Source organism: Microbulbifer sp. ABH2_005 (assembly GCF_056160005.1).
This window is the reverse complement of sequence record NZ_JBSWWI010000001.1, coordinates 3,091,204-3,112,981: the sequence shown is the minus strand read 5'-3', so window position 1 is coordinate 3,112,981 and position 21,778 is coordinate 3,091,204. Positions and strand designations below refer to the sequence as shown.

The window sequence follows — 21,778 nt, the reverse complement described above, 5'->3', positions numbered from 1 at the left end:
ATGATGAAAGTTAGGGAGCCTTCGCAGTAAGGAGGCAAGGCAAGTGTATATGTTATCGATTATTGAGAAAAAGATTTCCCAGCAGATTGAAGAGTTGGAGGCTGGTGTCCCAACAGGGTCGGAATTGTATGGCCATGCCGCCGTGTTGATTGCACTCACCGAAGAGCCGGACCCCCATGTAGTACTGACCAAGCGCGCCGATACGCTCTCGACCCACTCCGGTGAGGTTTCCCTGCCAGGTGGGCGCTGGGATGCTACCGACCCCTCTTTGCAGTACACGGCCTTGCGCGAGGCGGAAGAGGAAGTGGCTCTTCCCATGAGCCAAGTGCGTATGCTTGGCCCCCTGTGGCCCCGCACCACGCGTTGGCAGGTACATGTAACGCCTTGGGTGGGAGTCATTCCACCGGACACCCATCTCAGCCCAAATCCTGGCGAGCTGGACGTAATTTTTCGTGTGCCCTTGTCGTTTTTTCTCGCCGATCCCCGCATCCGCACAGATCGGGTCACTATTGATGACCAGCCTATTTATTTGCCTGCTTATCAGTTTGGTGACTACGAAATCTGGGGTTTTACCGCCGGAGTGTTAACTGAATTTCTGGTAAAAATACTGGGGGCTCCTATTGGACGCAGGGATGATGTGCCATTGAGGACATTGAATTAGACCTGTTCTGGACTAGCACTTTAAAATTTAGGATGTTTTGGTTCCTGCCACCCTGGTTGTTTTAATCTGATATCAGTTCACCCAGATCCTTCCAAGTATCCTCCAGCAGACTTATATAATCGCGCGTGTCGGGATCCGCAGTGACCATTGGAAAGTCAGGATCTTCCGGTAGCTTAGCCACATCACCACGTCGGCGTTGAAATAACCAACTGCCATCCACCTTGACCAGCTCATCCCTGTACTCTGCGGCTACAGCAACTCGATAACCAGACCGAGTCGCTAAGATAAACACGGTGGTTGCTCTGCCTGAGGCAGATTCTCCATCTTCCGAAATATGATGTAGCGGCGAGCAGGTGATATGTCGGCTTCCCAGTTTGCTGTGGATAACTGCATAGCGCTCTAGTTTTTCCCTGCCTTGGATTACACGATTGCCATGCTCGAAGCGGCCGTCAGGGGTAAATAGTGACGCCCAGCCATGGGCATCACGGTTATCAATGGTTAAGGTGTAACGAGCGAGCAGGTCACTAATTGCAAATCGGTCCTTGCATAACTGAATATCATTCATCCTTCTAACCTGGAGCTTGATATGAGGGGGTGTAAATGAAACTAGCTTTCACTACGGGGTTCAGGGGATATCTATCGCAAGAACCCTCTTCAACCTAAATATAAGTGTATTTGATACAGCTTTAGTCTTTGTTGTCATTTTTTATCACCATACTTCCTTCTCATAGGCGTCGGTCTTATGTTGATGAACAGCCCTTTTTATAAAGGTTAAATCGTTCAGGGGTTGCGTCATCTGGTTTTTGAAGCAGGAATATTATTGGAATTCCAAATTGGAATATTGGTCTCATCAATTGTGGGGATGAAAGTGGCATGTCGGTAAGATTATTTAATTGATTGTTTTGGGCTTGTGAAATTTCTCTGAAACTTGATTTATAGTTAAAGAAATTTAGGTGGAATAGGTTTGGGCGGGCATGTTTTGATGAGAGATATCTAGATAATGGATATGTAGTTAAAAGAAAGCCCACAAAGAACCACTTTTAAGTCTTAGAGTAAATCCAAAAAAATATATTATTCTTGCTTAATGCCCTAAATGGACAGCTTAAGGATAAGCGTGCCATGCAGAATGAGTTTATACAGGAAGGACCCAAGAACCCGTTTTTTGATTGGGTGGCGAAGACTGAGAATTTTCCGCCCAAAGAACGTTGGCGTCGCTGGAAAGAGCTGATGGAAGTCAGTCTGCCCTACCGTTGTGAATTGTTGCTTAAGTCCCATCACAGTCGCGAGTACTTTGGAGAGTTTGCAGTTTCTGCCAATCCTGATACCGGCGATTCTTTTGCCCGTGCCTGTTTCTCTGGAAACTCTTTTCGACGATCAATTAATCATTTAAGTGATGCTTATGCGAATTATACGTTAATTTATTTGTTGTCGGGACGTGGCGCCATTCAGCGTGGTAAGTTTTTTACACCGATGAATTCAGGCGGTCTCTATCTGGTAGATTTGGCACAGACGATTACCCATGATCTGGTGCATGAGAGTCGTTCGATGTTATGCCGTATTCCACGTTATAAGCTTGAAAAATTTCGTTCGGGTCCCGAAGATAACCGTCCCCTGGAAATCGATGGCAGTAGTGGGCCGGGGCTTTTGTTGCGCAATTATCTTCTATTGTTTCCCCAGGCCAAGCAGCAATGCACTTTTGCCTCTCCAGAAATACTATTTAATCCGATTGCGGAGCTGATCATTGCCTGTATTCAGGAAAGTCGCGGTAATTTACAGGCGGAGGCGGAAACTCCGAGTCGCTTAAATGCTATTTTTCATCAAGCCTGCCGGCTCATTCAAAAATACTGCTGTGACGCAGACTTGTCCGCTCACCAATTGGCCACTTCGTTGGACATCTCTCCCTCTTATCTACACCGAGCAATGCGTTATCACAATACCTCATATATCAACGTGCTACGTCGTGCCAGAGTGGAGGCAGCGTCGGCCCAGTTGTTGGCTGCCGGGCGCGATGCCAGTATTTTGCAGGTGGCATTCAACTGCGGATTTAACGGTACCAGCCAGTTCTCACGGGCCTTCAGAGAGGAGCTGGGGGTTAGTGCCTCTGAATTTTTAAAACGCTCTTTTGTGGAGCGGGGAAAAACTTTGGCACTTGAAAATTGATCCTATCGGTAGTTTTTTTCTTCACATTCATAGTGAATCTTTATCGGATCTTAAGTCTAAAATTCTACCAGTGCTCGATAGCCCCTCAGTAGAAGATAACTTGGTAGCTAGTGATAAGATGACATTAATGTTCTCAAAATATTGGTAAAGTATTGAACCTTTGGAGGAGGCCTTTTAGAGAAAAGGTGCATATAGTGAACAGGGGTTGACGCTATTGTGGCTAAATGTCTTAGAGAATCTTCCCTAACCAATTTTGCTGCAACAATGTCTGGCAGTCTCGCAACCCCTAAACCCATCGCTGTCATTTGCAGAATGTCATGTGGTGAGTTACAGCGTATCTTAGGGATAACTCGAATCTCTTTTTTACTACCCAGCTGATATTTCACCGGGGTGCCTTGCCAATCATTGATGATATGTTGCCAGTTGTTTAATTCGGTAAGATCTTCAGGTATTCCTCCCTGTTGCTCTATATATCCCCTACTCGCATAGAGGCTTTCCCGAAGTATGCCTAGCTTTGACACTTTGGCAGATTGCATATCCAAGTTGCCTACCCGAATTGCCAAGTCAACTTGTGAGTCAATCAAATCCATTGGGGCATCATTCGCCAGTAAGCGAACCCCGAGTAGTGGATGCTGCTCGCTAAGCTGCCTAATTGCAGGAACAATAACTGGCTCGCAGAGCGCGTGGGGAGCTGTGATTGTTAGTATGCCCGATAGTTCCTTGTTACTACTTTTTAAATCGGCCAGGGCAGTGTTGTAGATATCCCGGATCTCGCGACAGTGAGCGTAGAATTGGGTTCCTGTCTCAGTCAGTGAAAGCGAGCGGGTGCTCCGATAGAGCAGCCTTGTGCCGAGATCTTCCTCCAATCTAGTTACTGCCTGGCTAATTGCCGACTTGGTACGTACCAGCTTGTCTGCTGCGGCAGTAAAGCTGCGGGCCTCTACTACGGCTAAAAATATCTGCATGTCTTCTAGGCTGGGTTTCATAGTTTAATTTCACTAAACACTAATGTGATTGAGTGTGGGTTTATCACAGGGTTTTCGATAGTGCAATATGCTTATGTAAATTAATAATCAAGCTTTTATTAAGGAGTCGGATATGAACAAACTACTTATTGAGAAAACTATTGTGGCCAGCGAGCAGTGGAAGTCATTTTTTAATCAAGGGAATGCTGAGGGTTGCGCTTCAATGTATGAACAAAATGCTCAAATGAATGCCAGGCCGTTTGGGGTATTTCTAGGTCGGGAGCAGATAAAAGCTTTCTGGCAAAACCTAGTGGCTCAGGGATTCTCTGATGTGGCTTATCAGGATACCGAGATTGAGGTAATTGATGGTTCCTCAACAGTTCTGACCAGTAAGTGGAAGATGAACAATGCGCAAGGAGTTATCACTCGGGAACTCTGGGTCCTGCAAGAGGATGGAACCATGCGTCTGCATGAAGACAACTTTGAAGCTATAGAACCAAGCTGAAAGTAACGGTGTCAATACTTCTGCTTTTTTAGATTTACGTTGTGAACTAGCATTATCGCCAATGCTCACTGGTCAAGAATTTTTGGCCAGTTTTAATGAATAGATACTTTATAGATATTCTGTAGATATTTAAAGTAACAAAAATAGATCTACCCTCGACTAAAAGGTGCTTTTTCAATTTAAGGGTGTGCAGCTTTCTTTGATAGTCAAAAAGATCAGTTTTAAATATTTTAATTAAATCGGGTTAAAGTAAAGGATATACAAGATGCCAGAATATCATCATAAATTTCAGTGTAATAAGTGTGGTATTTTTGTGGTCGAAAATGGTTCTCCGCTGCCTCCTCCGGTGATGGAGCATGCCTATTACCATGCCCACAATGTTATCAGTCAGTTTGGCCCTATCTACAAGGGGATAGCCCCTAAGCGCAGGCCAATGTTGCACTGCCAAAAATATGTCAAATATATTCAGACAGTACCTAAGGCTGGATCTGCCCAAAATTTGGGGAATCAGGCCGTCAATAAAGTTAGAACACTAGCCAGGGATCGTGGCGGAAATGGTTCGAACACACCGAGTATGGTAGCGGTCATGTACGACAGCGTATTAGAACAGTGGTTTGAAGGATCAACGGGAAATGGAACCAGTCGAGGATATATACCGAATACGATTTGGAACACTATTCCGGCAGAACTGGATGTGGACCGATATATCTTTGGTCGAACCTGTGCTGAGGTAGACTGCCTGAGAAGGGCATTCAGCCAGCGACGTAGATCAGGAGAAAACAGCCAATCTATCAGAAACAGTATCTTTGCGGCTCGCCAGCCCAATAAGCACAAAGGGAAATCAGATAGAAGACCTCCTTGTGGTGCGTGTAAGGCATGGATAGCCAGAGCTGGAGCTAAAGCATATTAATTCTTTTATTTCGACATCGATATATTGCAGCTTTGTGCAGGGAGTGGTGCAGGTCATCAATGTGTTTTACTCGCTGCACTAAGTGTACTGACGAATGCGCAATTGAAGCGCTTTTCTCAGTCTCCGAATGCCTCTGCACTCCTGCGCAGAAACAGCCAGTTACCCCTGATTTTGACCAGCTCATCGTCATATTGCCCAGCCATCACTACGCGGTAGCCTGCTTGGGTGGCTCCTATAACTACTGTTGTTGATCTGCCTACGGCGCTCATTCCATCGGAAGAAATTTCATAGTGGGGGGAGGAGGTGATATGTCGTGTGCCCAGCTGGTTGTGAACAACCAGGTATTGACGTAGCTTCTCCCGCCCTTTGATCATAAGTGTACCGTTTTCAAAGCGACCTTTCTCGGTGAAGAGAGAGACCCATCCCATAGCATCATGGTTGTCGATGCAAAGGGTGAATCGTGCCAGTAAATCCTAGATGGCCATCTTCTCAATGCATTCCTGTAACGGATTCATAGAGCTTCCAAGTTGGTAACCTTAGATGGGAAGGTAGGTTGGAAGCAGAGTAATTACTAGGAAATAGCCATAAACTATTCTATAGCTTGAATCGACGGCCCTAGTACAATAATGGATTAAAAGACGGATAATAGATTTAAGTCAGAGTCAATCGACGATCAACGAAAGTTGATTGAATCTTTTCTTCCTCAACTAAAATCTAACTTGAGGATGGTTTTCATTGGTAGCCAGTTATATTTTGAAGATACCGCTTATTTTTTAGGAATATTTCCACCTATAAGAGGTTGGATCTACTCTTCTCTCACTCCTTTACCATGCACAATTAGAGATCTGGGCAAAGGTAGATGGTTTGTTCAGGACGTGATATTAAAACGATATCTGTTGCTTAACAAAGAGGTGAAGGTTTTACAAGCTGATATTTATTGTAGTAAGTTAATTTTACTGTTTGGTGTGGTTTTACTCGAATTTGAAGTTGGGTATGCTTGGTTGATGGTGTTTTTTTAAAGATTTTGATGCGGGCTTGCTTTGCATTGCGGAGATTTGGAAGTATATAAACAAGGAATAAATATGAAGATTGGCATACTATCTAGAAACCGAAAACTCTATTCAACCCGCCGACTTGTGGAGGCGGCGACATCGCGCGGTCACGAAGTACGCGTGATTGATGCCCTTAAGTGCTTCATGAACATCACCGCAAATGATCCAAATGTTTACTATCAAAGTAAGGAAGGCCATGTTGAAGAGCTTACATTCGATGCAATAATTCCTAGAATTGGAGCAAGTATTACAAGTTATGGTTGCGCGGTTCTAAGGCAGTTTGAGGTAGCCAACACCTACTCGATAAATGAGTCAATCGCAATTACACGCTCTAGAGACAAACTGCGAGCGCATCAATTACTTGCTCGAAAAGGCATCGGTCAACCCGTCACAAGCTATGCTCACTCCGCAAAGGCAACCGCACCATTGATTGAATCTGTCGGTGGTGCGCCCCTAATTGTTAAGTTAACTCAAAGCACGCAGGGCAATGGCGTGTTGCTGGCAGAAACGCAAAAAGCAGCGGAAGCGCTTATCAACGCATTTCGCGGTATCGGCTCTGATTTCCTTGTACAAGAATTTATCAAGGAAGCCGGAGGCTCAGACATTCGGTGCTTTGTCGTTGGTGAAAAGGTTGTGGCTGCAATGCAGCGGAAAGCTGCCAAGGGCGAATATAGGTCAAACCTTCACCGCGGTGGTAGTGCCGAAATGGTCAAGCTCAGCGCGACGGAACGTAGATTAGCCGTTAGTGCATCAAGGGTGATGGGGCTTGATATGGCCGGAGTAGATATTCTGCGCTCCGCACACGGCCCACTAGTCATCGAAGTTAATTCATCTCCTGGGCTGGAGGGCATTGAAAATGCATCAGATATTGATGTTGCTGGTAAAATTATCGAGTACATAGAAATCGATGCGAAGCGAGGTCCAAATAAGCCCAAGGGTAAGGGTTAGCTTGCTGGAAATTGCTGCTGATCACTTTTCTATAGATCTGTAAGAAAATAGTTGATTTAAAATTGCGAGGCCACTTCTAAGATGTAACCTGTGGTGTTCAGGGTGTATCCCGATTTTGAGGTGGGGAAAGTGGGGTGTTGACAGAAATTATCAATACCTTTGCAGGTTCTTTGGAGGATGGGTTAAGCGCTCTATGACCCTGCTGGTTTAACGGTAATTCCTCTATCGGTAAGTCTCCCCCAAAGTGTACATCACCGGGTTGGTATGTTACGGAAACGCCATCTTTTGTTGTTGTGCTCCATTGGCCTGATAAGGTGATTACCCATTGTGGGCTGGGAGTTGGATGAAATTCACTTTCCCAGCCGGGGGGTAAGATGGCAAATTCACTACCTTTTACCACTGGTAAATCTTGGTAGTGATATTCTGGGGTGGGGTTGGAATATTGGATTAGTGCGAAGTCAGTAAAATACTGTTCTGTTGTTCGGGAGATATAATTTTCATCCGTCCAAAGGTGGTAGTACTTTTGCCGAATACTTTTGTTTGTTTTCATGCTTTGTATTAAATTTCAAGATAATGAATGGCGTTATCGGTGGTGGCGTAAAGTCTTTCTTCTCCCATTGCTATATTAACAAAGTTTAAGTCCTCTGAGCCCTCAAAGAGGCACTGCAGGTTTTGTCCCCGCGTTGAGCAGGTCATCAATTTATTCAAACTGGTGAATATAAGCTGTGAATTTTCTCCCATCAGTATTCCATCGATAAAGCCTGTTGGGGGGATTTCAATGATTGTTTCTGGTTGGGCTGTACTGGACTCGCAGCTGAGCTGAAGTGTGAATATTATTTGTTCATGGTTGGGGTTATAAAAGGGTTTTTCTTTTGTAATGCTACAGTTATCCACTAGAAATAAAGTTTCTTGATTTTTGGAGAGTGCAAGCCCGTGAGGAACGATAAACTCGTCCCCCAGGCAATAAAGTTGCGAAGATTGCTCGTCATAGGAATAGAGCCCAGTGGGCAAATCGCTTTGTGGTCTAAAGCCCTGGTAATAGCCATAATCGGGGTCAGTAAAAAAGAAGTGGGAATTCGCCTGAGCCACCTTGTTAGGTGAATTGAATGATAGCCCCTTAAAACTGTCAACAATAATCTCACGATAAAAAGTATTTAAGTTGATGCGGCTAATACAACCAGGATTATTATTGAAACCCTGTTCAGCTACCAGTAGATGGTTCTTATCAGCAGCTAGGCACATACCATTTGCCATATTGCTTCGCTCAATAATGGTATGAACGGACTTATCTTTGAAATCGAAATAACGAATCGCCGATGGTATGGTGTAATCATTTGAAGGCTTGGAGGTAAAATATAATCTCTTTTGCCAGTCGACCCATACGAGGCCTTCATGTGCATCGGTTTCAACTAACAGATGAAGGAGATGTTTCATAGATTAATCCTTTAGCTCACCATCTATTGATCAGTGCTATACAGGCTTATTGCCTGTCAATCGTCTATTTTGCAAGCTGTTTTTTACAGGCTGATAAATTATTGGCTTAAAAATCTTATAATAGCAGAATTGGCTTTTCTTAAATGTGCATCTAAGGACCACTTCCTGCCACCAGTTAGCGCAAACATCAGGCAGATGAAAGACCAAAATAAAGGATATTCCCATGCCCCATAAACGGTTTGCTCTACGCCATTAATGGTAATGCCGCTTTTTAAAATTAAGGGTTCCCTGTAAAATTCTGTGAGCCGCTCTGAAACCAGGGGACTGATTTTGAAGGTTGCAATGGCTCCATTGCAGCGTTTGCAAAGGGCCATATCCATTCGCGGTGAGTAGGGCCTAAACTCTGCCGCTTTCAAGGCCCAAAGTTGTATTATGGAATTGTTCAGAGGTCCCTAAAATATAAATAATCTCGTCATCATTGCAGTAATTATTGGCTTTGGCAGGTCGATTTATGGGAAAACTAAACAATAAAGTCGCCATTGTCGTTGGCGGCAATGAAGGTATCGGTGAGGGAACTGCTCGTCGCTTTGCAGAGGAGGGCGCCAAGGTGGCTATTTTGGCACGGCGTGCCGTAGAGGGGCGTAAGGTTGAACAGTCTATTCTAGCCTCGGGAGGGGAGGCCGCTTATATTTCCTGCGATGTCACTGATAACAATTTAGTGAGCCAGGCTGTGATGGAGGTTATCCACCGTTATGAGGCTATCAACATTTTATTTTACGGTGCAGGTACCGGCGCCCCAAATATGTTCCCCTATGAGAACTTACAAGAGTGGGAGGAAGTGTTTAAAGTCAATATGACAGGCTGCTTCCTGATGTGTAAGGCAGTCTGGCCTTACCTGATAGGTGCTGGTGGTGGGGCCATTATCAATGTGTCCTCACTGGCAGCACAGAGTGCACCCACGGATAATCAATTGGATCAAGTCGGTTTCCTGCCATCAGCTTCCTATTACGCTTCCAAGGCTGGGGTGGAAGCTTTTACCCGCTATATTGCCGGGATTGGAGCCCGCCACAATATTAGAGCGAACTGCTTGCGCCCGGGACAAATACTGACCGAAGCAGTTACCTCTCCAGATGGCAAACATGTTTTTGCTAACTTCCTCGAGACCGCACAAATGTTGAAGGGGCCGGGCTACCCTCACGATGTCGCTAATGCGGCAGTATTCCTGGCCTCTGATGACTCCCGCTTCATTACTGCGGAAACTCTTAATGTCGATGGTGGCTTAGTGGCGAAGGTGTGAACCCCGCTGGTTCGGTAGCAAGCCAAAGACTTGGGCACCAGCCAATTTATACGATTGAACGTCTATATAACTCATTCAGTCTATTTATAATGGGCGGCTATTTTGCCTTCCGGAAACGATTATGCCGAGACCCAAGTCCACTGTTTCTCTGGATGAGGTGCACTGGGGTGCGCTGAAAACCCTGTTTCCCTATTTGTTGGAGTTCCGCCGGGCTGTCGCCCTGGCAATCTTGTGCTTGATTGGGGCGAAAGTGGCCGGAGTTACCCTGCCATTTATCCTCAAGCATATCGTCGACAATCTGGATAATGCCGGCGGTATTGCCCAGGCCATTGCGCTGCCACTAGGGCTTTTATTAGCTTATGGTGCGGTGCGATTTTCCAGCACCTTATTTGGTGAATTGCGGGATACCATTTTTGGTCGGGTAACCGAGCGGGCTCAGCGCCGGGTTGGCCTGGAAGTATTTCAGCACCTGCACAAACTGGATCTGGATTTCCATCTGGACCGACGCACCGGTGGGCTCTCCCGAGATATTGAACGTGGCAATAGCGGCATCGGCTTTTTGATGCGTTTTATGGTGTTCAATATCGTGCCAACCCTGGTGGAAATTGCCATGGTGGCCGGCTTGCTTTGGTGGAATTACAGCGGTGTGTTTGCCCTGGTGGTTGTGGTCGCCGTGTTTGTTTATATCGGTTTCTCTGTATTGGCTACCGAATGGCGCACCCGTTTTGTGCGGGCCCTGAATGAGGCCGAATCCCAGGCAAGCAGCCGTGCCGTGGACAGCCTGCTCAACTATGAAACGGTAAAATATTTTGCCAATGAGCGGCATGAATCGAATCACTACGATCGAGAGCTTGCTGTCTGGGAGCGGGCTAGGCGTAAAAATCGCTTATCCCTGTTTAGCTTAAACACGGGCCAAGCATTCATCATCGCCAGTGCCATGTGTGCGGCGATGATACTGGCGGCGGTAGGTGTGACCAAAGGACAGATGACCATCGGGGATTTTGTTTTGGTTAATGCCTTTATGATGCAAATTTTTATTCCGCTGAATTTCCTCGGTTTTGTTTACCGGGAGATGAAAGGGGCTTTGGCCAATATTGAAAAGATGTTCTCCCTGCTATCGGTTAAGCCAGCGGTGGCAGATAAGCCTGAGGCCCAGGATTTGTTGGTATCGGAAGGTCGTATTGAATTTGATGCCGTGCGCTTTGGCTACAAAGATAACCGTGAAATTTTGCGCCAGGTTAGTTTCTCCGTGCTGCCACGCCAAAAGGTGGCGATCGTGGGGGCTAGCGGGGCTGGTAAATCCACCCTGTTTAAGTTGTTGTTCCGCTTTTATGACGTGAGCGGTGGGGCTATTCGTATTGATGGCCAGGATATTCGCGCCGTGAGCCAGGAATCCCTGCGCCGCGCGATCGGTGTAGTGCCCCAGGATGCTGTGCTATTCAACCAGTCGATCAAAGATAATGTGCGCTATGGGCGGGTTGATGCCACTGATGAGGAAGTGATGGTCGCAATTCATCATGCGCATCTGTCGGACTTTGTCCGCCAGCTTCCCCAGGGAGTGGATACCTTGGTAGGCGAGCGCGGCCTCAAGCTCTCCGGCGGTGAGAAACAGCGGGTTGCTATCGCACGGGCGCTGCTCAAAAAACCACCGATTATGATCTTTGATGAAGCCACTTCCTCTCTGGATAGCCGCTCCGAGCGTGGCATTGTCGCCTCCTTAAAGGAAATAGCCCGCGAGCAGACCACATTGGTGATTGCCCACCGCCTCTCCACAGTGGTGGATGCCGATAAAATTTTGGTTATGGACCAGGGCCAGATTGTGGAGCAGGGCTCCCATAATCAGCTGCTGGAGGAGGGCGGGCACTATGCGACCCTGTGGCGTATGCAACAACAGGAGCGTACGGTTGGAATAGGGGAGGAATCGGCTATGACTTCCCAGGTTGCGGAGCCCTGAAGGCCTATCTTGATAATTGTGCGCAGCCAGACTAATGTGGCGCCGAAACAAAAAAACGATAGGCAGAGCGATATGACCATCCCCTTTCACACCACCAAGATCGCTGCCGCACTGCTGGCCCTGGCGCTGGTGGGCGGCTGTAGCAAAGACAAACAGTCCGAGGAAATCCGTAAAGACGAAGCCGAGGCGCAGATCGTTGAATCTGAGACGGTCACTCCGCCCGCAGGGCAAGCCATAGAAAATGCCGATAAACGCTTTGATATTTATGTACCGGTAGAACTCACCGCTGACATGAGCGATCTCACCGCGAACCAGCGTAAAATGATCGGCCTGCTGATCGATGCCAGTCGGATCATGGATCAACTGTTTTGGCTGCAGTCTTACGGCCCGGCAGAGGTACTGCTGCCCGATATCGAGGACAACCGCGCCCGCAAGTTTGCCGAGATTAATTACGGTCCCTGGGATCGCCTCAATGACAACAAGCCGTTTATTACCGGCTACGGTCCGAAACCCCTGGGTGCCAACTTCTATCCGGCAGATATGACCCGCGAAGAGTTTGAGAACTGGGACCAACCGGGAAAAGATGGCCTTTACTCTCTGGTGCGTCGGAACGATGCCGGCAAGCTGGAGCTGATTCCCTACAGCAAAGCCTACAATGCTGACCTGAAGAAGGCTGCGGATATCCTGCGCCAGGCAGCTTCATTGGCGGAAAGTAAAGAGTTCGCTAATTACTTGATTATGCGCGCGGATGCATTGCTCAATGATAATTTCCGTCCCAGCGACATGGCTTGGATGGACATGAAGGAAAATGATATCGACGTAGTGATCGGGCCCATCGAAAATTACGAAGATCAGATGTTCGCCTATCGCACGGCCTATGAGTCTTATGTACTCCTTAAAGATAAAGAGTGGAGTAAGAAGCTGGCCAAGTTTGCTGCGCTGTTGCCTGAACTACAGGAAGGCCTGCCGGTAGAGGAAAAGTACAAAGCCGAAGAGCCGGGTACCGATTCCGACCTGAATGCCTACGATGTGCTCTTCTACGCGGGTCACAGCAATGCCGGCTCCAAGACTATTGCCATCAACCTGCCTAACGATGAAGAAGTGCAGCTGGCGAAAGGCACTCGTCGGCTGCAGCTGAAAAATGCTATGCGCGCTAAGTTCGATAAGATCCTGGTGCCCATCAGCGATGTGTTGATTGCGCCAGATCAGCGCAAGCACATCACATTCCCTGCTTTCTTTGCCAATACCATGTTCCACGAGGTGGCGCACGGCCTGGGTATTAAGAAGACTGTGACTGGCGGGGCAAATGTGCGTCAGGCACTGAAGGAGACTTCCTCCTCCCTGGAAGAAGGCAAAGCGGATATTCTCGGCCTGTATATGGTGACCCGCCTGCATGAGAAGGGGGAGATCCAAGAAGGTGAACTGATGGATAACTACGTTACCTTCTTGGCCGGTATTTTCCGCAGTGTGCGTTTTGGTGCTGCCAGTGCCCACGGTAAAGCCAATATGATGCGCTTTAACTTTTTCAAAGAGCAGGGCGCCTTTACCCGTGATCCGAAAACCGGGCAGTACAGTGTAGATTTCGAAAAAATGCAGCAGGCTATGACCAATCTATCGCGCCTGATCCTCACTATCCAAGGTGATGGTAACTACGACCAAGCTAAAGCTCTGCTTGCCGAAAAGGGCGTTATTGGCCCCGAGTTGCAGTCCGATTTGGACCGACTGGCTGAAGCGAATATTCCTGTCGATGTTACTTTTATCCAGGGCAAAGAAGTGCTTGGATTAAAATAAGCAAAAAACTGCCTTCAAAAACCCGGCTCCTGCCGGGTTTTTTGTTTTGATATTTCTCTAGGGAGCCGGATGCCTATATAGATATGTGAAGCATGAGAGGTAATCAATAATTTGTTGGTGGCATTTTTATTGTTGTGATTTTTTAGGCTAGCCTCTTTGTGTATCTTTGCTTGGAAAGAAAGCTTCGATAGGTTGGAGTCTCTGATGGGAAAAAGAGTGAACCTGTTGTGATTACCTTGTTATCTGGCTGTAAGATTGATTCTTAAGTTTTTTAAGGCTAAACATGGAACGTATTTTATACATTGGTACAAAGAATGCCTCCAGTTGGGCATTTCGAGCCTGGCTTCCATTAAGGGAGCTGGGTATTGAGTTTAAAGAGCAGGTTGTTGATATTCGCAAGCCACAGCGTTTTGACAATCTTCGTAGAATTGGTGAGATCTCCCCAGCTGCCTCGGTGCCTGTACTGGTGGACAACCAAAGTATCATCTTTGATTCTTTGGCTATTATGGAATATGCCAATGATATTGGCGGTGGAAATTTATTGCCTTCAGTTCCCTTGCTGAGGGCTAGAGCGCGATCCTTCTTAAGCTGGCAGCATGCAGGTCTCTCAGGGCTATGTCCACGGCTATCTTTTGAAAGTGCTTTTTATCCTGACAAACGGCAGATGACCCAGGAAGAGCAAATAGGTGCAGAGCGGTTGTTTCGTTGTTGGGAGCAAGAACTTAGCCTTAGTGGCGGCCCTTACCTGTGTGGTGATCTCTCCCTGGCCGATCTCGCACTGGTACCCACGGTAATCAGAATTTTTTCTCACCGCCCTCAACTGCAAAGTTGGCCCCTGACCCAGCAGTGGATAAAAAGGCTTCTTGCTAGAGAGAGTGTGGAAGAGTGGATGTCGGAAGCCAGGAGCCTGCCTCCGATTATCCTGGATGATTATCGCTAATTAAGAAGAATTCAGTTTTATTGTATTGGGCTGCACAGAGGGCAAACCTTTAGAGGTAATGCCCTGGTCTTTCTATCCGTTTTCTTCCCGCTGTCTTTTAATGGCGTGTATAGCCTGAAAAAAGAAGGAAGCCACGTATTTTCTGTGGGGAATCCCGCAAATGTGAACCTATAGGTTATGCAAGAGAAAAAGGCGACTAAAATAGGGTGTGATATACGTCAGATTCGCCTAATGGAGTTGGGCGGCCAATACCTAAAAATTAAGGATAATCATTGGAACAATGAAAATACCAGCCCTGGTTCTCGCCTTTTTCTTCAGTCAGTATGCACAAGCCTCTTGCCAGTTAGAGGAGTATGAGCGTTTTCTGAACACCCAGAGTTTGGTGATGTTAGAGGCGTCTGTGCAATTGTTTGAAGAGGATAAAGATAAGTTCAAGATAATAAAGCCGTTTGTAAAACTGGAGGTTAGAAATAATAAGCTGAAAGTTTATATCGCCAAGAAGCTTAGCGAGCTTAATCCAGAAGTATTAAATCTAAAGGGACCGATAGCAAACTATGTTCCCAGTGTCTCTGTTCAAATAATGCCGGATGGCTCAATTCGGGATAAGGTTGACCTGGCAATGTCCAAGGATCAATTTTATAGAAGCGAAAAATCGGCGATGAAGCCAGTTGAAAAGCTATACCTCTATCATGAAGGTATGACAGATTCGGAGAAGAAGCGCTTTCTTTCTGCCAGGAACTCATTGAGTGAACATATGGAAACCAATGAGCAGTTTGAATTTATGAAGCGTGCTTTCACAACTTCTCTAGCAAGTGTTTGTCCTTTGGATTAGCTGGCTAAAAAATTTTCTTTGTTTCTTTAAACTACTGCGCATACCTCTTATGAGATTTTTAACCAAGTATTGAGTGCGTATTATTTCATTGTTAGTACATCGTTTCTATTTAAGGGGCATCTGAATGCCCCTTTTTAGTATCTGCTGAGGCTGTGGTTGCATCTTGATGATCGCCCTGTATTGTCAGCGCTATTGATAGTAATCTCTGCTTTTCCCCTTTGGATGGATTGTGCAGAAAAATATGGAGATTAATCTTTATCAGGTGGATGCTTTTGCATCTGAAGTGTTTTCTGGTAACCCGGCAGCGGTTTGTCCTTTAGAAGAGTGGTTGCCAGGTATACAGATGCAAAGAATTGCTGAGGAAAATAACTTATCTGAAACAGCATTTTTTGTACCCGAAGGTGATGTTTACAGGCTGCGTTGGTTTACCCCTGAAGCTGAAGTGGATCTCTGTGGTCATGCCACCCTGGCGGCAGCCCATGTGTTATTTAAGCATTTGTCCTATAAAAGGCCTGTCATCCACTTTGAGACTCGCAGTGGCCTACTAAAAGTGGAAGCTTGTGAAGACGGCTATAAGATGTGTTTTCCCATCAGCGTACCCACTCCGGTTGAATGTCCTTCCAGCTTATCCGATGCTTTGGGTGTAGCACCGCTACAAACTTTGGCTGCATTTGACTATATCGTTGTGCTAAATAGTGAGGCTGAATTAAAAAGCATCAAACCGAATTTTATGCTGCTGGCCGAGTTAGATTTAAGAGGAGTCGTCATTACCGCACCGGGGGATCACTGTGACTTTGTCAGCCGCTGTTTTTACCCCAAGCTGCGGGTAAATGAGGATCCAGTAACCGGTTCCGCACACTGTGAACTTGCCCCCTATTGGAGTCAGGTATTGGGGAAATCGCGTCTCAGTGCCAGGCAGCTGTCAAAGAGAGGTGGTGTATTGACGTGTGAGGTTGTCAATAATGAGGTCATACTTATTGGCCAAACGGTCGATTATATGCGCGGTAAAATAGTGCTTTAATAACGTTTTTAATAAAAAAGCCCCGAAACACCGGGGCTTTTCTGTTTTGATTAGAAAGTCATTACTCCTGGCTTATTGGTACCGCACAGGTGAGATAGACATCCAGCTTGTTGTTACTAAGCTCCAAGCCCCTAAGAGTCAGGCGCACCTGATTAAAGTCTGCCCGGGTATTTGCGAGTAGCAGGCGATGATTCCGCGCACCGTTGACCTTAAAGGGCGCCAGCATATAGCCGCTGATATTTTCACCTGTGGCTGTTCCATCCAGGTAGGTACTGATGGTAATACTATTCAGGTAAATAAGATCCAGCAGGGAGTTGGTATTCTCCACCAGGAAGCTGACCATATAGCGCCCAGTTCTTACATCTTCATGGTTGACCTGGATATAAGTGCTACCTCCAGCGCCCCTCGCTACTTCCATTCTGGCGGCATCAGAGAGTATGCCGTTGCTAACCTTGCCCAAAGAAGTTACTGAACAGCCCTCACAAGGGGCATTGATACCATGCTCCAATTCAGTGCTGACTCCATCCATTATTTCTAGCCCCTCGAAGCTTGTGCAGGAGAGGAGGGTGTTAAAGTCACAGGCATCGCCAATGCCGTCTTTATCAGAGTCTTCGCCATTTGGATTCCAACTTTGTGGGCAGTTGTCCAAGGCATTTTCCACTCCGTCGTTATCTACATCGGGGTCGCAGGCATCACCTAGTCCATCTCCATCGCTATCGCTTTGGGTTGGATTGGAAATAGCTGGACAGTTATCTGCGCTGTCATCCAAGCTGTCGTTATCGACATCACTATCACAGGCGTCCCCATTGCCATCATCATCACCGTCTTCCTGCCCTGGATTTGGCACATGGGGGCAATTGTCTAGGTTGTCCTCGACACCGTCACCGTCGAGATCATTATCACAATGGTCGCCAGAGCCGTCGCTGTCGCTATCGGTTTGATCGTTGGGTACAAAGGGACAGTTATCTTGCCCATTGGCCGTGCCGTCTCCATCCCAGTCAATATCACAACTATCTCCATTGCCGTCCTTATCCTGATCCGCCTGATCCGGGTTTGTTACGGTTGGGCAGTTGTCTACTCCGTCGTCATAGCCGTCATTGTCACTATCGGTGTTTGTATCGCAAACATTGCCTATGCCATCTCCATCCCGGTCCTCTTGTAGGGTGTTGGAGGCGTTGGGACAATTGTCGTTAGCATTCTCGATGCCGTCATTATCCAGATCGGAATCACAGGCATCGCCGAGGGTGTCTCCGTCGCTGTCTTTCTGGTCGGCATTGGAGGCGTAGCGACAGTTATCGACAAAGTCGTTGATGCCATCGTTATCATCATCGCTATCACAGATATCTCCGTACTGGTCATTATCATTATTTTCCTGATTCCGATTGGGAATAGCCGGGCAGTTATCTGCTTCGTTATCACTGCCGTCGCCATCCAGATCACTGTCACAGGCGTCACCAATTCCATCTCCATCTCGGTCGAATTGGTTGGTATTGGCAACACTTACACAGTTGTCGACGCTGTCGGGAATTAGATCCCCGTCAACATCGGCGTTGTTATCACAGGCATCGCCGAAACTGTCACCGTCGCTATCTACCTGATCTGCATTCGGCTCAAGTGGACAGTTGTCCGCATCGTTGTCTACGCCATCGCCATCCCGATCCGAGTCGCAGAGGTCGCCGAGGCCATCGCCATCGGTGTCGGTCTGGTCGGCGTTGGCTTCAAGTGGGCAGTTGTCGCTCTGGTCCTCAATGCCATCTGCATCATCGTCACCGTCGCAAAGGTCGCCCTGCCCATCAGAGTCGGTGTCAGTTTGATCGGCGTTGGAGACGTTGGGACAGTTATCGGCTTCATTCTCAGTGCCGTCGTTATCCCGGTCAGGGTCGCACACATTACCGAGACCATCGTTGTCTTGGTCCTCCTGGGCGGGATTCGGAGTGCTTGGACAGTTGTCGCCACTGTCTTCGATACCATCACCGTCATCGTCGTTATCGCAGGCGTTGCCTACGCCATCGCTATCGGTATCCACTTGATCTTCGTTGGGCACTTGCGGACAGTTGTCTACGCCATCGTCCAGACCATCGTCATCGCTATCGCTATCGGCATCACAAAGATCGCCAATGCCATCACTGTCTTGATCAGCCTGATCTGGGTTGGCGACATTTGGGCAATTGTCGAGGGTGTTGGTGTAGTCATCACCGTCACGATCGTTGTCGCAGCTATCGCCTATACCATCGCTGTCCATATCACCCTGTTCATGGTTCGCATCTGCCGGGCAGTTATCCTCTTCGTTTGCCACTTCATCGCCATCGAGGTCTTCATCACAGGCATTGCCAAGACCGTCACCATCACTATCTGCCTGATCGGTGTTGGCGACTTGTGGGCAGTTATCCTCGGAATCCAGGTGATTATCATTGTCATCGTCGCTGTCACAAGCGTCACCGCTGCCATCACTATCCAGATCCTCTTGGGAGGCGTTACTGATGCTTGGACAATTGTCATCGGAGTTTCGTATGCCGTCTCTATCACTGTCTGTGACATTGGAGCCGGGGAATAAGTCTTCGGCGGCCCTACCTCTCCCTTTGTCGGAACCACAGGCGCTCAATAGCAGTAGAGAGAGAATAAATACAATCAGCGGTATTTTGGGCATGTTGAAAATCTCCGGGGACAAATCCTTTTTTGTTATCTGCTCGGCGAAGAAGTGGCCCATGGCTTGCGCGAAAAGAAGTGAAAATTAAATCATCACTTTTTTATGGGTTCTTCCCGTTAGATAGATTTCGGGGGATAAATATCTGATATTTATTTCTTTTCAGAATAGATAAACCACCGAATTTTCGATGTGGGTAAATATGTGTGTTTTCTCTGAATAAAGGTAATGTTTGAGAAAATAAAGGCGGTTTATTTTGTGGTTTTTATTTTTTTCAATGAAAAAAATAAAGTGGCCGACATTGACGTGGATGAATGAGTGGTAGGGTGTCGCTAAGCCTTTTCTTCTGAACAGCTGGTGAGGTGGAAATTAATGACCCTGATTATTTTTACTGGCGGGAAGAGAATAATCAGATTTACCAATTCATCGGCTAGCAAACAACAGCTGGTGCTGCCAGAAACGCTGTTTACTTGAATTTGTTTATCCAAGGAGGTGGCGGCTGAATTCTTGTTGTGACCAGCCGGTCCGAAAGGTTTTTGGCCAGTTCCGTTTTTGACTAGTTTATTGTGCAGCGTAGAAATAGACTGGAAGTCATATACGGGAGGGGCACATGAAAATTGATGCGGCAATTTGTTCCAGCGCGCGGCTTGCCCGCGATCGGCGCTTCGATGGGCGTTTTTTCACTGCGGTGAAGACGACCGGAATCTTTTGCCGCCCCATCTGTCCTGCGCGACCGCCCCTGGAGCGCAATGTCACCTATTTTGCCACTGCAGCCGAGGCGGCCAATGCCGGTTTTAGGCCCTGTCTGCGCTGCCGACCGGATTCAGCGCCGGGTAGCCCAGCATGGGGTCTGGTATCGACCACGGTGCAGCGGGCCTTGAAGCTAATGCGCAGTGAAAGGGAACCGCAATCGGTGGAGCGATTGGCCGAGCGTCTCGGCGTCAGCAGCCGCTATCTACGTCGTTTATTTGCCGAGCACCTGGGTGTGAGCCCCTTGGCGGTGTGGCAGACTGAGCGGGCGTTGTTTGCTTTTCGCCTGTTACGCGATACAAATTTGCCTATCGCTGAAATTGCTTACGAGTCCGGTTTTAATAGCCTGCGTCGTTTTAATGGCGTTTTTAAGCAGATATACCAGCGCACCCCTTCCGAAGTGCGCAGAGAGGGGAGTGGTGATCAGTTGAAACCGGGAATTGCCACTCAAGTTTGCCTGTATCTTGATTACCGCCCACCGCTGGACTGGCCTCAACTGTTGTCCTTTTTGGGCGCGCGTGCCCTGAAGGGCGTGGAGCAGGTGGATGGAGAAGTCTATTCGCGCAGCATTGCATTGGATGGCTGCCGCGGTTCGATTCGGGTATCTAATGACGCGGAGAGAAATCGCCTGGTGGTGGAGATCTTCGGCCAGGAAGGGGGGATGGGACTCTACCTGCTCAATCAGCGCCTGCGCCGTCTATTTGATCTGGATGCGGATATCGAGGAAATCCAAACGGTATTAAATGCCGACCCACTGCTGGAAAGGCAGCTAACCCTACAGCCTGGGTTGCGCCTGCCCGGTGCCTGGGACCCGTTTGAATATGCACTGCGGGCGATCCTCGGCCAGCAAATCAGTGTGGCGGCGGCAACCACTATCGCCGGGCGCTTGGTGGCTCGCTATGGGGAGTCTTTTATGGATGATGCCGGCGAAGAGCGATTTTTGTTTCCTACGGCGCAACAGCTCGCCGGGGTAGACTTTGCCGACTTGGGATTGACGCGCACTCGAGCCAAAACCCTGCGCGGGTTTGTTGCGGCAACTCTGGATGGCCGAGTGAATTTTGCCGAGCAATCCCTGGAAGCCTGGTGTGAGCAGGTTACTGCGCTGCCAGGTATTGGTGATTGGACCGCCCAATATATCGCCATGCGCGGGTTATCTATGCCGGATGCCTTTCCGTCTTCGGATCTGGGTATTCTGCAAGCGCTTGGCAGTGAGGGTGAAAAGGCAAAACCCAGGCAGGCCTTGGCACGGGCGGAACAGTGGCGGCCCTGGCGGGCTTATGGAGCCATGTTGTTATGGCAATCCCTGAAATCAGGAGATAAGAAATGATTGTTTACGAGTGTTACACCACGGAGTTGGGAGAGGTCGCCATCGCAGCCTGCGAAGAGGGTAGTGAAGGGGATAGTAAAGGGATCGTCGCTTTGCAGTTTTTTGATATGGAGCGGCCGCTTCGTGTGGGTTCTGGTTGGCAGAGGGGAGCTTCCGAGCTGACCGACAGGGCTGCGGACCAACTGCGCGAATTTATCGCCGGGCAGCGTCAAAGCTTCGACCTTCCCTTGGCGCCTAAGGGGACCGAGTTCCAGCGTCGTGTCTGGGAGGCACTATTAAAAATTCCCTTCGGCGAAACCCGAAGCTATAGCGAGCAGGCCAGGTCGCTGGGTCAGCCCCGTGCGATTCGCGCAGTGGCGCGGGCCAACGGCGCCAATCCGATAGCGGTGGTGATTCCCTGTCACCGGGTGATCGGGGCCAATGGCAGTCTTACTGGATATGCCGGCGGCCTGCCACTTAAGGCTCGATTGCTTACCCTGGAGGGGGCTCATTTTGTCGCTCAAGGTGAGTTGCTTTAGGGCACAGTTGTTATGCGCTAGCCACATCCCCTTCGGAGCAGGATAATAAGCGGTTCGTAACCAGATCGA

19 protein-coding genes are annotated in these 21,778 nt (G+C 48.0%); 13 read left to right on the top strand and 6 right to left on the bottom strand.

The window, feature by feature from the left end; translation table 11 throughout:
* Positions 1-49 precede the first annotated feature (49 nt).
* The gene (locus ACXAFI_RS13585; protein WP_475109240.1) at positions 50-661 is read left to right on the top strand and encodes an NUDIX hydrolase; all 612 of its coding nucleotides are present in this window, start codon (positions 50-52) and stop codon (positions 659-661) included.
* A 61-nt stretch (positions 662-722) separates the two neighbouring features.
* Here the strand turns inward: ACXAFI_RS13585 and ACXAFI_RS13580 are convergent, their stop codons facing one another.
* On the bottom strand, positions 723-1,226 hold the full coding sequence (locus ACXAFI_RS13580) for a nuclear transport factor 2 family protein (RefSeq protein ID WP_475109239.1): 504 nt from the start codon (positions 1,224-1,226) through the stop codon (positions 723-725).
* 554 nt (positions 1,227-1,780) lie between these two features.
* Between ACXAFI_RS13580 and ACXAFI_RS13575 the strand changes: the two genes are divergently transcribed.
* Positions 1,781-2,821 (top strand): AraC family transcriptional regulator, encoded by a 1,041-nt coding sequence (locus ACXAFI_RS13575; RefSeq protein WP_475109238.1) that lies wholly within the window; start codon positions 1,781-1,783, stop codon positions 2,819-2,821.
* A gap of 107 nt (positions 2,822-2,928) precedes the next feature.
* Here the strand turns inward: ACXAFI_RS13575 and ACXAFI_RS13570 are convergent, their stop codons facing one another.
* A complete protein-coding gene (locus ACXAFI_RS13570) occupies positions 2,929-3,807 on the bottom strand; it encodes a LysR family transcriptional regulator (RefSeq protein ID WP_475109237.1) in 879 nt (292 codons plus the stop codon).
* Between the two features lie 112 nt (positions 3,808-3,919).
* Between ACXAFI_RS13570 and ACXAFI_RS13565 the strand changes: the two genes are divergently transcribed.
* Both ACXAFI_RS13565 and ACXAFI_RS13560 read left to right on the top strand, forming a co-directional pair.
* Positions 3,920-4,291 (top strand): YybH family protein, encoded by a 372-nt coding sequence (locus tag ACXAFI_RS13565; RefSeq protein ID WP_475109236.1) that lies wholly within the window; start codon positions 3,920-3,922, stop codon positions 4,289-4,291.
* Positions 4,292-4,556: 265 nt separating this feature from the next.
* Positions 4,557-5,201: a hypothetical protein gene (locus ACXAFI_RS13560; RefSeq protein WP_475109235.1), complete on the top strand. Its 645-nt coding sequence runs from the start codon at positions 4,557-4,559 to the stop codon at positions 5,199-5,201.
* Between the two features lie 116 nt (positions 5,202-5,317).
* On the opposite strand, the gene ACXAFI_RS13555 is transcribed toward ACXAFI_RS13560, so the two are convergent.
* A complete protein-coding gene (locus ACXAFI_RS13555; protein ID WP_475109826.1) occupies positions 5,318-5,668 on the bottom strand; it encodes a nuclear transport factor 2 family protein in 351 nt (116 codons plus the stop codon).
* A 615-nt stretch (positions 5,669-6,283) separates the two neighbouring features.
* Between ACXAFI_RS13555 and rimK the strand changes: the two genes are divergently transcribed.
* Entirely contained in the window at positions 6,284-7,201 is a 918-nt protein-coding gene (gene rimK / locus ACXAFI_RS13550) for a 30S ribosomal protein S6--L-glutamate ligase (protein WP_475109234.1), read from the top strand.
* A 97-nt stretch (positions 7,202-7,298) separates the two neighbouring features.
* Here rimK and ACXAFI_RS13545 read toward each other — a convergent pair whose 3' ends face one another.
* A complete protein-coding gene (locus tag ACXAFI_RS13545) occupies positions 7,299-7,751 on the bottom strand; it encodes a cupin domain-containing protein (protein WP_475109233.1) in 453 nt (150 codons plus the stop codon).
* 8 nt (positions 7,752-7,759) lie between these two features.
* Positions 7,760-8,635, bottom strand: a complete 876-nt coding sequence (locus ACXAFI_RS13540; RefSeq protein WP_475109232.1) for an SMP-30/gluconolactonase/LRE family protein — start codon at positions 8,633-8,635, stop codon at positions 7,760-7,762.
* A 511-nt stretch (positions 8,636-9,146) separates the two neighbouring features.
* Here ACXAFI_RS13540 and ACXAFI_RS13535 point away from each other — a divergent pair.
* The 6 genes from ACXAFI_RS13535 (at position 9,147) to ACXAFI_RS13510 (ending at position 16,470) form a co-directional block, all read left to right on the top strand.
* Positions 9,147-9,932 (top strand): SDR family NAD(P)-dependent oxidoreductase, encoded by a 786-nt coding sequence (locus ACXAFI_RS13535; protein WP_475109231.1) that lies wholly within the window; start codon positions 9,147-9,149, stop codon positions 9,930-9,932.
* Positions 9,933-10,053: 121 nt separating this feature from the next.
* A complete protein-coding gene (locus tag ACXAFI_RS13530; protein ID WP_475109230.1) occupies positions 10,054-11,886 on the top strand; it encodes an ABCB family ABC transporter ATP-binding protein/permease in 1,833 nt (610 codons plus the stop codon).
* Between the two features lie 72 nt (positions 11,887-11,958).
* Complete coding sequence (locus ACXAFI_RS13525) at positions 11,959-13,677, top strand: dipeptidyl-peptidase 3 family protein (RefSeq protein WP_475109229.1); 1,719 nt, start codon at positions 11,959-11,961, stop codon at positions 13,675-13,677.
* Positions 13,678-13,960: 283 nt separating this feature from the next.
* Positions 13,961-14,617: a glutathione S-transferase family protein gene (locus ACXAFI_RS13520; protein ID WP_475109228.1), complete on the top strand. Its 657-nt coding sequence runs from the start codon at positions 13,961-13,963 to the stop codon at positions 14,615-14,617.
* A 280-nt stretch (positions 14,618-14,897) separates the two neighbouring features.
* Positions 14,898-15,449, top strand: a complete 552-nt coding sequence (locus tag ACXAFI_RS13515) for a hypothetical protein (protein WP_444921438.1) — start codon at positions 14,898-14,900, stop codon at positions 15,447-15,449.
* Between the two features lie 241 nt (positions 15,450-15,690).
* A complete protein-coding gene (locus tag ACXAFI_RS13510) occupies positions 15,691-16,470 on the top strand; it encodes a PhzF family phenazine biosynthesis protein (protein WP_475109227.1) in 780 nt (259 codons plus the stop codon).
* 61 nt (positions 16,471-16,531) lie between these two features.
* Here ACXAFI_RS13510 and ACXAFI_RS13505 read toward each other — a convergent pair whose 3' ends face one another.
* Positions 16,532-19,117 carry a thrombospondin type 3 repeat-containing protein gene (locus ACXAFI_RS13505; protein ID WP_475109226.1) on the bottom strand — a complete coding sequence of 862 codons (2,586 nt, stop codon included), beginning with the start codon at positions 19,115-19,117 and terminating at the stop codon, positions 16,532-16,534.
* A gap of 607 nt (positions 19,118-19,724) precedes the next feature.
* On the opposite strand from ACXAFI_RS13505, the gene ACXAFI_RS13500 reads away from it, so the two are divergent.
* On the top strand, positions 19,725-21,191 hold the full coding sequence (locus tag ACXAFI_RS13500; RefSeq protein ID WP_475109225.1) for an AlkA N-terminal domain-containing protein: 1,467 nt from the start codon (positions 19,725-19,727) through the stop codon (positions 21,189-21,191).
* The gene (locus ACXAFI_RS13495; RefSeq protein ID WP_475109224.1) at positions 21,188-21,709 is read left to right on the top strand and encodes a methylated-DNA--[protein]-cysteine S-methyltransferase; all 522 of its coding nucleotides are present in this window, start codon (positions 21,188-21,190) and stop codon (positions 21,707-21,709) included. Before ACXAFI_RS13500 ends, ACXAFI_RS13495 begins: the two co-directional genes overlap by 4 nt.
* The last annotated feature ends 69 nt before the right edge of the window (positions 21,710-21,778 follow it).